This is a genomic window from Legionella sp. 16cNR16C (assembly GCF_021297775.1).
Lineage (GTDB): Bacteria > Pseudomonadota > Gammaproteobacteria > Legionellales > Legionellaceae > Legionella_C > Legionella_C quinlivanii_A.
The window spans coordinates 435,416-448,931 of sequence record NZ_JAJTMX010000001.1; the positions used below are offsets into that span (position 1 = coordinate 435,416).

A 13,516-nucleotide genomic window follows, 5' to 3' on the forward strand; every position below is an offset into this window, starting at 1 on the left:
ATTAAGACGGTCCCCAGTGGGGACCGGTTATCTTCTATGTTATGAAAGCATTCCATTCAAGCAAAGAATGCTTGATGCAACTGCATGGCCAAAGTCATTTTTGTCATCAGCCTCGTTATCATCCTGATTGGTTTTTGCATTCTCGCATTTTTGAATATAAATTTTATGCAGATCGACTGTTGTCTGGAGGATAGCCTGACTAAGGCCGCGGATTTTGCATTTACATTGGAGCATTCCAGAGAGCGCATTCGAGATGCTTTGATCAGCTACAGGGCGAAACTCAGACAAAAATTCAGCCAGGCTTGCTTCTGAAGTTTTTAAATTAATTGCAAACAATTTTTTCGCACTTTCGGAGGATAAGTTGAGTAATGCGGGAAGCATCATGCAGTAATACTGGAAAAACTGAACTTTCAACAATCCTGCCATTGCGATGCGTTGCTGATCCTGATAAAAAACAGGTTGATTTTGTTTGAGCTCTTCCTGGGTTGCATGCTGTGCAGGTAATAATCCATTCACTGTACATTGCAGCAATTGCTGCAAATCAGCCAGTTTGGCAGCGAAAACTTGCCGATATACGCGGTCAACTCCACCAAAAAATGCCGGATCATCCGAGTTCAATGAGATTATTTCTTTTTCCAGAAACTTTATAAATTGCTTGTGTCTATCCAAACCAGGAATTTCATTAGGATATACTGTAATATCACTGATAGGGCAGCTTTCAAGCGTTACGCCCTTATCTTTCATTATATTTAAGTACTCCTCCTCATCAGCACTATTTTGCCCATGTGCTACCCAATCAAGAAGTTCTGTCGATTCCAGTATAATCTTCGCATCCGAGGATTTTTCCATATGCGCCGTAAAATACCAGGCTGGGTTTTCTGCTGATAAGCGAAGCTCTTTGCCTTCCTTGTAAAACTCTTTGAATAGTTCAAACGGAAATGGCCCTTCATTGCCAGCCAGGCCTATTGTTGTAATTAATCCATTAGGGCAATTTTTAAGATCTTTCCAAATCTCATTAAATGGTTCTGGATAGTGGTGGCGCTCCTGATAATAACGCAGTCTTAAAACACTAATCTCGCCAAAATCCTGCATGCCTCTCACTAATGCTCTGTTGTAAGCCTGATTAAAATCAGTAAAACTCATGTATTTTTTGCACTGGACCCAGGATATGCCGGGAAGGGCGAAAATAACATTATTTTCATAGCAATATCTGTAAAAATCGTAGGCAATGTCCTCGATATCCTGTGGTGTTCTAATAAAATCGGAAATTTCAAAAAAATCATCGAGAAAGCCTTGAAAGTCTTCTACCCCTCGATATTTAAACAGGTTACCGCTCTCATGAACAAGATCTTCGCGGAATTGAAGACCATTTCTTGCGGCAATTTCCCTTGCTCTTCTAACCGTTATGAATCCGGCTTCTCCATGAACATGGAGGTCGACTTTGGGCAATTTATTAATCAGCTCCTCAGCCACAAACTTATTTCCCAAGTGATTCTGTAAGTTCTGCAATAACTCTTCAGTTATTGAAGGCAGGGCGGGTACTGGCCTTTGTTTCGAGCTGATTTCAAATCCTTGCAAGTCAATCACATGCTTAATCGCGGGTGAGGAAGTGGCTTGCTCCTGTTTAAACATACTATTTTTCATTTAATTTTGTCCTTACTCCATTTAAAAGACGTCATTTTTTCATAAATGAAAAATAAGTTCCATAAATAACTTGTCTGTCCTATTTAGCAGCATTATATTGAATGCTTACTTTGAACAAGAGCAATGTACTAAGCCCAGGAATTATTAAACTGTAAAACGAGCATGGATGTTTTTTAATTTTTGTTCGCCGCTCAAACGAGCATAGGCCTTCTCAAGCAAATAGTCCTTTTTCTCTTTCGGTAAATGTTCAATAATTTTATAAAAACCATCGGAAGACAGAGACAAAAACAGGCAAGTCGAACTTGTTTTGACAGTGGCATTTCGCTCACAATTATAAAGCAAGGCGACTTCTCCAAAAAAGTCGCCATCACTTAAACTTGCGATGATTATTTCTTCGCCATCTTCAATAGAATACACATCAACCATACCGATAGCGATAATATAAAACTTGTCCCCTTGTTCACCTTGTTTAAACACAATTTCATGTCTGTCAAATCGCTCGGTAGTCATGTTGTTCGCAATGTCAACCATGAGCTCTTTATCGAATTCCGCAAAAAGAGGTATGTGTTCAAGCCATGCAGGATTAACTCGCACAAAGCCCTGTTCCGGCATTAAGGTGAAGCCTTTTTGTTTATTCCATAGCTGATTATAAAATCCATTTTGATTAACCAGAGTGCTGTGGTTACCCGATTCCACAATTTCACCTTCCTTCATAACCAGTATCAAATCAGCATTGACAACCGAACTTAGCCTGTGTGTTATCGAAATAATTGTATGCAAGCCGGTTAATTTATCGATGGTTTCATCGATTAGTGAAGAAGAAAAAGGATCCAGGGCCGAGCTTGCTTCATCCAGACAAAGAATCGCAGGGTTGGCAATCAGTGCGCGGGCTATACAGATCCTTTGTTTCTGGCCGCCAGAAAGATCGGAGTTTTTAGGGCCTATAAGCGTATTATAGGTATCAGGAAGCTGCATAATTTCATTGTGAATTCCAGCTTGTTTTGCGGCCTCAATAATTTCATTTTCTGATGCGTCCAAACGACCCATTCTGATGTTTTCCAGGATGCTTCCCTCAAAAAGCCTGGGTTCCTGTAATACCACCGAAGTCTGAGCAAGCAATGATTCCTGAGGGAAATCCCGATAATCCTTTGAATCAAAAATGATAGTGCCTGAAGCAGGAGTAATTTCCTTTAGAATAAGCTTTAAAAGGGTGCTTTTACCTGAGCCGCTCAGGCCAACAATCCCTAGAAAGTTTCCTGCTGCAATTTCAAAATTAACCTGTTTCAGGACGATTCTGTCATCATAATTAAAGGCAACGTCTTTTATATAAATTCCTTTCTGAAGTCGTGGAAGAAAAACTTCTTTACTGGATGTTTCTTCCATCTCCAGTAAATCCTCAATGATCTTCAAGCTTGAGGCGCAGCGCATAATGACAGGTAAGGTATTGCTGATGCTATTCACTGATGATAAAAAGTTTCTGAATAACAGGATAAATGCAATAAACGAGCCCAGGCTTAATAAATGAAAAAATACCAGGATTCCTCCCAGAATATAAATCAAAAGCATGGAAAAATTGATGCCAATTAGCAAAGAGGCACTGGAAAGACCTAAGTTGATGTTATATCTATAATTTGCTTCTGTTGATTGTGTGAGAAAGGATTTAAATTTGTTTTTTTTGAACTCTTTTAAAAGCTCTAATCGTATTACGTCCTGCATTCTAATATTTTCTTGAATGTTATCCAGTATTTGGGCATCCATTTTTTGTTTATCGCTTATTGCCTGCGCGGTTTTTCTGAAAAAGAAACGTGGCAGCGCCAGAATTATTACCAGGCTGGGTAAAATAATCAGAGCAATAATCCAGTCAAAATAAAACAGAAGGGCTCCTGCAATAAAACAAAGTAAAACATCACTCAAAATACTCCAGGTTGAGAACAGGGTAGTGCTTTCAATAAGTGCAAGATGTTCACTAAAATAGGAGATCAGAGGAGAGGATTGTTTTTTGTAATAGGAAGTCAGATTTAAATTCTGAAGAGTAACAAACATTTTATATCTCAAATGGCTGATAATCTTTGCCCCCATAGTGGACAGAATTTTTGTGCGCATCAGAAAAGCAAAAATAAAAAGGATATAGTTAGCCAGTAAGAGAAACATCGTCAGCGCTAACAGAGAAATACTGTTTGTTTTTAAAACATCATTAATTAACCACTCGACGATCACAGGTTGAATGCATTGAAACACTACCGAAAGGATGACGGAGATAAATAAAAGTGAAAACAATACAGGCTGTTTTTTCTGATATCTGAATAAGCTTTGATAAAATTTAAAAAGACTCATTGTATCCCTTTCAATAACAGGTAATTCTATCCAGGCCGATGCGGTTATCTTGAGTATATATCAAAAAAAGAAGCAGTTAGATTACTGATTTATGGGCATAAGCCTGATTGGGTTGTTCTGGCTGACTCGGATCGAATTGAGAGTCAGCCTGAAGATTTCTAAAGTCAGGTACTTCACTGCCACTTGGAATAATGACAAAGTCTGCTGTTCTGACTTACACCACAGCCATCGTTATTAACTGAATGTCTATAACCTGAGTTACCATTCGCACCCAGCCAAAAGCCAATTATATGCGATAAATTAACCCCCGGTACTTTGGGAGCTAAAATGGCACTGTCCATCCAAATAGCGTTTTTAAAATTGGTGTAGACACCAAAACCAATCGCTGTATGAGTAGTCACATTGCTTCCCACTTTATAAACGGCGTAGCCATTAATATTTCCATCCATCCACTCTTGCTGGCTGGGAACATCATAGGCAGGCTCCGATTGAAACTCATACATTATTCCGCCATTTCCATTCCATACTACGTTGTATTTTTCAAAATGCTCGGACATAAGGTTGTAGGTTTTGACATTATTGCCATTAATGATAATGCCATAATCACCGGCGTTTTGAGTCCAGCCCACATTCGAGCCATGATCTGCACGCCATAGCCAGGTGTTATCAATAACGACATCATTGCTGTTAATAACCATACAGCTTCCAGCGGTGCTCTTGTAGTTATTGGGTCCACCTACACGACAATACACATCATCAATGAAAACAGGATCAACATGGGTTGTATTGTTCGCTGAGGCACCTACCTGTAGTAAAACAGGGGCCGAAACAGGACCACCATCGATCATAAAGCCAGCTAGCTGAACGCCTTCAACATCACTAACATTCATGATTGGTTTGCCTGTATCGGAAACGAAGGTCGGATATCCCATCCCATATATAATTGTATTTTTTCTCGTGACATTAATGGTTTCTGTTAAATGATAGACGCCTGGGGTGATGAAAAGATTGCTTCCCTGTCGTAAAGCTGCATTGATTGAAGCTGCACTATCCCCTGGTTTTACCATATAAAATGACGATATCGGCAGGTTTTTGCCTGCAATATGCCAGTCAGTACCGGAAACATTTTTCCTGCGCGTTCTTACATTTAGTGCGAATTGATTGGTAAGTTTATCAAATACCAAATAAGGTTTTTCTTTAATCAAAGGCACTTTATCAATGATACTGTAAGGTGGATTGGGCCAATTACCCGCAGGTATCTGACTTCCCGGTGTAATACCCACAAACACCATGTTCCAGTTACTGCCATTCCAGGCTTTAAACTGCGTATTTCTTGTCAGATATTGTTGTTGTGTACCTGAATAAATGGTTCCATCCACCCGTGAGTCTGCAAGTAAGCCGCCGCTTGACCAGCTTACATCATTTAAACGCAAATCGCCCATTACGTGAATGCGTCTTGCTGGTGATGCCTGAGAGACCGCCCAGACATTCTGGTTTTTAGGAATAGAGCCATCAGTAAGAGAGCCCAGGGTAGGAATAATTGCAAGATTTTCCATTGAGCGCCAGAATACGGTGGTGACTCCACCCAGATTGGGTCTATCCTGAGTACGCACGGCACCGGTTATGACGACATCATCGGGCTTTTGTCCCGCACCGACAACGGAGGTATACACTCCAACACGCACATCAACTGGTGATGAAGCAGTGCCGTATTTTCCCGGCATGAATATAAACGCATAGCGATTATCAGAGAAATCAACAGAGTAGCTGTTCGCAGGATTATTTTGCTGATTGTAGATTTGAAGAATCCTGTTATTGATTTCACTGGCGGGCATAGAGGGATCGAAGATGATTACGTTTGAACCAAATGGATTATCTACACCAACTTGATTATCAGTATCTGCAAAAACGATATTACACACAGGTAACAAAGACAAGCCAAGTGATAAGATAAGTTTCTTCATAAGTGATTTTCCTTAATCGATTATTAATGGGGAACCTAAAAGCCTAGCATAGAAATTTCATGATGTCAGATCGCAAGACAGCCATTTCGATATTTGATGAGAGGCCCCAGAGGTAGGGTATATCAGCAACTTTATGATGAACTGGATTCTACGCGTCCTGTTATTTTAAATTTAAATATAGGTACGACGTTTAAGGGGGCGATTGATGATATCAATCAGATTTCAGCATGCTTCGAAGAAAAAGGAATCAAAGAGTACTACATTCACTGTGACGCCGGTGCTTTTCTCTGCATCCATTCAAGAATATGCAAATGACCAGACTTAGCTGCAAAATCAAAGGCGTCATAGGATTGGGATCGAATCATTGATGACAAGTCATTCGGCGCTTCACTGGCTAGCCAATCGATAATTTTTTGATGACCATTTGCTGCCGCCCAGCAAAAAGCCTCATACTCTTTGTTTTGTATCAGAATTAGAAATTCATCAGGCGATTGGTCTTTAATTTTTTGCAAGACATCCAGGTATCCCATAATGGCGCTGATGGTAAAGATTTTCTGCTGAGATAAACCCAGTGTGTCCTGTGCGAAACGCATATAGTCGGACAGTTGTAAATCGGGATAAAATATTCTTAGTTATATGAGAGCTTGAACATCATCTTCTGGAAAATCAAGACGAGTTGTTTCTTGAAAGGGTTTTCCAATAAGCTGGTCATCATTCCAGGTTATTTTGAGCTGAAACTTATTAAACCAGAATTGCTCGGGTATTTTCTTAGCGATAGGGTGATTTTCTCTTTGCATTTATTTGACACGCTGATAATAAAATGGACATTGTTTCATATTCTAATCTTTTTGTAAAACCTGCAAGAATATGAATTCAGAACATATGAATCAAATTGTTTGTTAGCTGCTCGACTGCTTTATAAGCCTCTGCTAGTATCCCATACCGAGTAAACAATTACAGAAAAACTTATGAAACAGGGAATGTTGAATTTAATATTTAAAATAATATCTATCGGTGTATTACTTCTCGCTAGTATGAATGGATACGCAGCCGAACAAATCTCTCTTTCAAAAAATATTTATGTTAATAGCAGTCTTCCCTTTGAATCGCATCGGGGATCAGGTCCTTTCGATACTGCGATCGCGATGAATATTCAATACCAGCCAGTTAAATCAATACGAGAGGAACTCTCAAGCTATCTGCAATACCCCTTGCGATTTTTCACAGGGTGGAATGAAGATGGTGAAGCACATATCACGGTGGTAACACCGCCAGAATACTCCGAAGTCATTAAGAAGTTTGTCAGCATAGAACGAATTGAAGAGATTGCCATAGAGAATAGCATTCAAAACTCGGATGTGAAGATTTTGGGGTTGGGAAGAGGTGTCGCAAGCATTAATGATAAAACAGAAGAAACGTATTTTCTTATCGTAAAATCTATAAATTTATTGAAAATTCGGCAATTAATTTATGAAGAATTCGTCAAAAATGGAGGTAATAAAGATGCCTGGAATCCGAGACATTTTCATCCTCATATTACGGTCGGGTATTCTTTAAGAGATCTTCACGAAGCGGATGGCGTGATTAAAGATGTAATGCATTCTCTGGATGATCGATTTGAACTGGTATCCCTGCCGGAGCTATTCTGACTATCGTTTCAAAGAGGTACCCTGGTAATATCAGGGAGTTTGATCGGACTAATTTTGAGTTGGATTGCCAGGTCCCGCAAGAGTTTTGCGGGAGCTCGTTAGGCAAAATGTTTACGAAGGCCCTTATTTCAATTCCAAGGTATGGCTGTTTTTTTCCTCTTCGTCAGGAACTACTGCGGTGTATACACTTCCCATTTTGGCGAGGATGGCTACGTTTTGTTTCATATCGCCAAATGACGCACTTCGCCTTAGGGGAGTGGCTTCAGTGGTCTCGCATTGAGTAGTCGCTTCATTTCTTGCTTTCGCCTGAAGTTCCATACCATATTGATGGGCGAGGTAGCTGGTACAAACAGCATTCCCTAATTGATTGTCGCGCAGCATATAAAGCGGACTTATTTCGCGAAGCATTTTATATATTTTCATTACTTCGCTGGTAATATCGGCAACATTCTCACTGGCAAACACCGTGTCATAATTCATTAAAAGCATAAGACTCATGAGAAAATACCCTGTTCGCCCTCTGCCTGCGCTACAGTGAATTACGGTGTTGTTAATTAAACTATCTTCATAGATCTCCCAAATCGCCTTTTTAAGCACTTCACCATCAAGAACAGGATGGCTATGCCAGCAGTTTGCCAGGTTAAGTGAGCCGCCATCCGATATAGGAATTAAAACGACATCAACATCTTTTGCTTCGCTATTATCGGTTTGGGGGAAGCTTAAAGTGGAATATGCGATAGTGCTGGGACAAACCCGATTCGTTTTAAACTCAGCCTCGCCGCTTTTTCGAGTGACTGTAAAGCGATAATTTTTTCCTGCCAAAGCAAATGACCTATCCCCGTCAGTAAAACAATAATCAGCAAAATCAGGAAAATGATGTTTATCACTAGAAAATGTTACCCCTAGGGCAATAATTTTTTTTACTGGATTTTCAGAAGGGTAGATATTGTTTGCAATGAAATTATCTAATGTATCCCTTTGAGGACCCGCGGAGGTAAATAATTTTGTCCCTGGAATAGCTATTCTTTCAGAGGATACCGGCGTGCTTTTTTGAAATCGATTGGGCTCTCGAAAAGACTCCTTAACTCTTAAAACAACCTCTTTAATTAAAGAAGGGAGAGGGCTATCTGTGAATTCATCGCGAGTTTCTTTTGTGAAAAAAGGTTGATAACCAAAATCGCTATCATCATAATCTTCCATCAGCTTTCCTAATTAAGTGGTTAGACGAGCGCCGCATTGTAACAGATTTTAATTAAGTATCGGAGATATTTTCCTGAAAAAGTTGGCATATTACTCACTGAAAAGATGTGTATCTGATTTGAGTTCCATGTTAGTTATGTGCTAAATTTCAGCTCTTGTATCAAGGGCCTCACCTCTATGTTAGCATCAAACATCATTATATGCGTATCGATATGATGCCATCTCTTATCAAATGTCTTGCACTTGTGTTGCTGCTCCCTTCAATAGGGATCGCGAGCATGCTAAATAATTCGCAAGTTGAGAAACTGCTTTCACGACATATAGAGGCTAGTGGTGGCGAAAATGCCTTGATGGAAATGCAATCTATCTCACGATACGGGCAGATTTCTTTTTATCAGCAAGGTACTAAAGAAAACTTTTGCTATCACACCGATATTATTTACCCCAATAAATTACGTGAGCAAATAAAAGGCAGACGGATCGAATACGACAGGGGGACTGATGGGGTATCTTTTTGGCTATGGACTGGCAATCAATATGAATTTACTGACGACAAAGCCCTGATTCAATATATGCATCTCACAGCAGAGCGCGCTAATCGTGACTTGCTTTGGATAAGAAACGAGTGCACAAAGTTTAAGATGATGGATTTCCCACCGGCATGGGCACCCGAGAACAGTCAATGTATTCAAGCTAACGAAGGAAATCCGAAGCGTGCATATTGTTTTGATTTATCAACCGGGTTAGTGAATGCTATCGGCAGTTCTGAAGAGTACCGCTTGGAATCAGATTGGCGGGAAGTTGGCAATATCAAGCTTCCATTCCACCTGGCTCATTATCAAAAAGGGGTTATGATTTACGAAATCCAGCTCGACTATGCAAAACTGGATGATTTTATTTTGGACATTCAGTTTCAAAAACCATTCAATCCTCAAATGGATTGTTGATCTTTTTGAAGACTCCTTTTTTGGAAGTATATGATTCGGTATCAATGAAACGATGAAGTGCACTTAATAGAGAGATGAATGCGCAGGTGAAATGGGGGGATACTCCAATTAGAAGCGGAGTAGCGATTACCAACGAACCTCTGTTTGTAAATAGGGCAGGGAATAGAATCAATACTCGTAACATATACCGAATCTGTCAGCGGGTTTTAAAGCAAGTTTGGCATTTTTGCCAGAACATGAACAGTTTGAGTTTACGCCGTATAAGCTTAGGCATACGTTCTTGAAAAAGGTAACCTAATGCTCAACAACATCACAACCCTGCTGACACCCCCGACACACGGACCTTATCAAAGCTATCCTTCTTATCCGAAATCCTCCCCGCCAACTGTAACTTACCCGCCTCTTTAGCAAGCTTAATCCCCTCTATGCAAGCCGCATCAGCTTCTTCGCTTTGTTTCAATTTATTGTAACAGGACGCCAATGTTGAGTAGCAAATTGCACGCTCGTCTTTGGCCTGTCCAGGAAAATAGCTTATTAAATACAATAATTGATACACCGCGACGACATAAGCTTCCGCCTGATAATTTTTTACTGCCTTGTCATAAATAAATTTAAAATCAAATTTACCAAGATTCATAGAATCATTAAATTTATTCTGCGTACGCTTCAATAATTCAGTATGCTCTTTATTGTTGTTAAGTGGATAAAATAGCGAAAGCGCCTTTTCAAATGCATTAATACTTTCAGGAATCAGATTCTTCTTCGCATTACAAGACCCTAGCACCGAATAGCAATACCCTAATTCCAAATCGGATCCCTTGTTTTGCTCATAGCTTTCTTTTGCAGCAACACAATAGTTGAATGCCGTTTGGTAATCCTCCAGCTTATAATGAGCCACTGCTTTATCATATAACTCACGCGGTTTCAGCGAAAAAAATCCTGACTGAACTTTCTTCGGTGCCTCCTCCTGTGGAAGACTGGCTTGATACAATAGATGGCTAAGACCTGCAAAGGCGGATTCTTTATTCATTCTTGCCAGGTTCAGTTTGGCGAAATTCTCCTGAATCGTTTTTTGAGCCAGTTTAAGATCCATATCCCGGACAGTATGGTCCAGTGTGCTATAAAAAAGAGCCCATTCCTCGTTAATCGATTCAATGAAAAGCTGCTTATACTGTTCAATGAAGGAGGACCAATCGACCGCCTTGCCTTCTGAGTGATAACCAAGCAAAATCCTGGCCCTGTTGCAAAGCGAATGCCAGGCAGGGGAGTGCACTAAAGGATCTCCCTGTGAAGGCGCTGCATTAATCTGACAGGATTGCTGCCACTCTTCCGGGCTCAGGGTATCAAAATCCTCACGAATTTCCTGCAGTTTGCTGAAAAACTCCTTCAATACGCTGTAGAGCATTGTTTCCAGTTTTGAACTATAGCGGCGTTCTTTCGAATGCCTTTCGGTCTGCTCGTTTCTTAGCTGACGAAGAAAATTTATTTTTTCTTCATTTGTCCCCTTGAGCCAATTCTGCACTAAAGAATCCAGTGATTGGTTGCTTAATAAAGTTAATATATTGGGATCTTTGGCTTGTAAAATCATTTCCGAGCTGCCCGGTTCTCCCTGCCTTGCAGAGCGCCCATCCCCTTGTTCCTGTACTCTGGAATCCTCAGGATGAAAGGTGAAAATAAAATGCAATCCGCCGGCTGCCTTACTTCCGGGAGACAGGATAATATCAGTTCCTCTTCCTGCTATATTGGTGGCAATCGTCACCATCCTTTCCTGTCCGGCTCGCGCAATAATGTACTCGCCCGATTCCCGCTGGGTTTCATTTAACAACTGGCTGTTAATGCCTTTTTCAGCAAGATATGCATTAAATCGTTCGGTTTCAGCGATACTTTCAAAAAGCACCAGCACTGGCCTGTTAAGCGCCTGCATTTCCTGAATGCGTTGATATATAGCCAGGTACTGATTAGGAATATCATCGAGAATTCTGGGAGGCAATGTCTTTCGCTGGCAGGGAAAATGCGGCGGGACATCGAAGCTCTTTATTTTATAAATATCCTGAACTTCCTCCCGCTCAATTTTCTCTCCCATAGTTCCTGTTAAACCAAAGAGCAATTGATACTCATTAAACATGGAAGGATGGGAAATGGAAGCCACCATGAGGGACTGAGGCGTTATTTTCAGTTGATGCCTGGCTTGCAGCATTTGATGGATACCATGCTGCCACTGGCATCCTTCACTAATACTTCCGGTATTGGAATAATCAACAATGCGAATGTCATCCGCCTGAATAATATAATCTCTCCCTTCTTTCTTGTAGTAATAAGCAATTTGCGCGCTTTTAATCCATCGGCTGAGGGCAGTATCCGATAGCGAGCGTAACTCCTTCAGAAACGCGGGGCTGTTAAATTCCATACCCAGTTGATTTCTTAGTTTTGAAATATGTTCTGGAGTAATTCGGCCTGCTTTCACAGTTTCTATAGTGAATTTCAGGATTGGCGCGTAAATCCAGGTTAAATCGTCTTTTCCAGGATAGGAAATACGGGCAGCACCGGTTGTATTCAGCAGGAGATTATCCACCTCGTCAACCACCGCAGCGTCGAGGGTGCGAGGGACAAGCTCTCCATTTAGATTGTAAGAAAACCGTAACTTTTCCTTATTCAGACCGTCTCTTAATTGTGCAAATTCATAATCCCAATTTGTACCAAACAAAACCTGTGCATGGAAATGCGCTTGCTTCTGCTCGACACGGCTGATGTGGGAGCTGGATATTCCCAGAGCTTCAAAAAACTCTGCATACTTTCTGTAATCGCGGATTGCCAGCACCGAAGAAGACGTGATGACATCGACAAAATGCCCCTGTCCCGCCAGAAAGGCAACCAACATGGCAGAGATAGTCGACTTGCCCTCGCCCGTTCTGATTTGGGCAATCCAACCCTTGATATCCGTCTCTTCCTGACCTATTAAAGCCAATAGGGCCATGATTTGAGTATCGTAAGGGGATATTTTAAAAAAGCGGCGCAGGGTTTCGATAATTACAGCAATCATTATTTGCTTGGCTTCATTATCCTGTTGCTCACGAAATCGTTTTGCCGCTTCGAGAAATGAAGTTTTCAAAGCATCCTGGCTCAATTCCTGAAGTGTTTTTGCCTTTGCCCTGATGCCAAGATATTCCGGTTTAAAACGCTGTAGGACTGCCGCGGGCAAGGGGTTTGCCGTAAACTCATCAGCCGTTGCAAAGCGCTCCAAAACTGTATCGATATCGCGGTTGGGATAACGCTTTTCCAGATAAAGACCATATTCTGACTGCAGAGCCTTGCGCAGTGCCTGTAGATCAGGCAGGTGGCTCTTAAGCAGAGAAGAAATTCCTTTGACATCCTGCAGATTAATCAGTAATTGCATGACAGCAAGGTAATCGGCAATTCGGCGTTCGCTATCTGGCACTTCTGCCTCTAATAATCTTCGATACAGTTCAAGGCCATAAACTGATTTAAAATAGGAAGCCAGGGTGATAAGCTGCGCCAATTCCTTCACAGCCAAAGGCTGCTCAAAACATTGAAAAACAAGCTCCTGTAATAAAAATTTCTCGGCTGTCTTATCCTGGCTGGCATTTAAATGATTGCAAAACTGATTCCATTGCTGCCAGGAGGGCACTGTATGGAAATTCTTGAAAAAAATTTCTGCTTTCTTTTGATGCGAAAAATAATCCACTTCATCCAGGACTGCCTCTTTTTGACTTTGAAAAGTTGCCGATTGATACGATTCAGGGGTTCTCATTAGTATTTT

The 13,516-nt window shown here is 40.9% G+C and carries 9 protein-coding genes; 2 read left to right on the forward strand and 7 right to left on the reverse strand.

Going from position 1 to position 13,516, the window contains the following annotated elements:
* Positions 1 to 39: 39 nt before the first annotated feature.
* The 5 genes from LXA66_RS02075 to LXA66_RS02095 form a co-directional block, all read right to left on the reverse strand.
* Positions 40 to 1,644, reverse strand: a complete 1,605-nt coding sequence (locus tag LXA66_RS02075; protein WP_233011704.1) for a hypothetical protein — start codon at positions 1,642 to 1,644, stop codon at positions 40 to 42.
* A gap of 144 nt (positions 1,645 to 1,788) precedes the next feature.
* Positions 1,789 to 3,978 (reverse strand): ATP-binding cassette domain-containing protein, encoded by a 2,190-nt coding sequence (locus tag LXA66_RS02080; protein WP_233011705.1) that lies wholly within the window; start codon positions 3,976 to 3,978, stop codon positions 1,789 to 1,791.
* Between the two features lie 173 nt (positions 3,979 to 4,151).
* Positions 4,152 to 5,942, reverse strand: a complete 1,791-nt coding sequence (locus LXA66_RS02085) for a hypothetical protein (protein ID WP_233011706.1) — start codon at positions 5,940 to 5,942, stop codon at positions 4,152 to 4,154.
* A gap of 263 nt (positions 5,943 to 6,205) precedes the next feature.
* A complete protein-coding gene (locus LXA66_RS02090; RefSeq protein ID WP_233011707.1) occupies positions 6,206 to 6,535 on the reverse strand; it encodes an ankyrin repeat domain-containing protein in 330 nt (109 codons plus the stop codon).
* Positions 6,536 to 6,574: 39 nt separating this feature from the next.
* Positions 6,575 to 6,739, reverse strand: coding sequence for a hypothetical protein (locus LXA66_RS02095; protein ID WP_233011708.1), 165 nt, complete (start codon positions 6,737 to 6,739; stop codon positions 6,575 to 6,577).
* Between the two features lie 183 nt (positions 6,740 to 6,922).
* Here LXA66_RS02095 and LXA66_RS02100 point away from each other — a divergent pair, with 183 nt between their 5' ends.
* On the forward strand, positions 6,923 to 7,591 hold the full coding sequence (locus LXA66_RS02100) for a 2'-5' RNA ligase family protein (RefSeq protein ID WP_233011709.1): 669 nt from the start codon (positions 6,923 to 6,925) through the stop codon (positions 7,589 to 7,591).
* 123 nt (positions 7,592 to 7,714) lie between these two features.
* Here the strand turns inward: LXA66_RS02100 and LXA66_RS02105 are convergent, their stop codons facing one another.
* Entirely contained in the window at positions 7,715 to 8,791 is a 1,077-nt protein-coding gene (locus LXA66_RS02105; protein ID WP_233011710.1) for a protein-tyrosine phosphatase family protein, read from the reverse strand.
* A 278-nt stretch (positions 8,792 to 9,069) separates the two neighbouring features.
* Here LXA66_RS02105 and LXA66_RS02110 point away from each other — a divergent pair, with 278 nt between their 5' ends.
* The gene (locus LXA66_RS02110; protein ID WP_233011711.1) at positions 9,070 to 9,738 is read left to right on the forward strand and encodes a hypothetical protein; all 669 of its coding nucleotides are present in this window, start codon (positions 9,070 to 9,072) and stop codon (positions 9,736 to 9,738) included.
* A gap of 310 nt (positions 9,739 to 10,048) precedes the next feature.
* Here LXA66_RS02110 and LXA66_RS02115 read toward each other — a convergent pair whose 3' ends face one another.
* Positions 10,049 to 13,507 (reverse strand): hypothetical protein, encoded by a 3,459-nt coding sequence (locus tag LXA66_RS02115; RefSeq protein ID WP_233011712.1) that lies wholly within the window; start codon positions 13,505 to 13,507, stop codon positions 10,049 to 10,051.
* Positions 13,508 to 13,516 lie beyond the last annotated feature (9 nt).

Coding starts and splice junctions, on each gene's coding strand:
- LXA66_RS02110 (WP_233011711.1), top strand. CDS start 9,070: ATGCTAAATAATTCGCAAGTTGAGAAACTGCTTTCACGACATATAGAG.
- LXA66_RS02105 (WP_233011710.1), bottom strand. CDS start 8,791: ATGGAAGATTATGATGATAGCGATTTTGGTTATCAACCTTTTTTCACA.
- LXA66_RS02100 (WP_233011709.1), top strand. CDS start 6,923: ATGTTGAATTTAATATTTAAAATAATATCTATCGGTGTATTACTTCTC.
- LXA66_RS02115 (WP_233011712.1), bottom strand. CDS start 13,507: ATGAGAACCCCTGAATCGTATCAATCGGCAACTTTTCAAAGTCAAAAA.
- LXA66_RS02085 (WP_233011706.1), bottom strand. CDS start 5,942: ATGAAGAAACTTATCTTATCACTTGGCTTGTCTTTGTTACCTGTGTGT.
- LXA66_RS02095 (WP_233011708.1), bottom strand. CDS start 6,739: ATGCAAAGAGAAAATCACCCTATCGCTAAGAAAATACCCGAGCAATTC.
- LXA66_RS02075 (WP_233011704.1), bottom strand. CDS start 1,644: ATGAAAAATAGTATGTTTAAACAGGAGCAAGCCACTTCCTCACCCGCG.
- LXA66_RS02080 (WP_233011705.1), bottom strand. CDS start 3,978: ATGAGTCTTTTTAAATTTTATCAAAGCTTATTCAGATATCAGAAAAAA.
- LXA66_RS02090 (WP_233011707.1), bottom strand. CDS start 6,535: ATGCGTTTCGCACAGGACACACTGGGTTTATCTCAGCAGAAAATCTTT.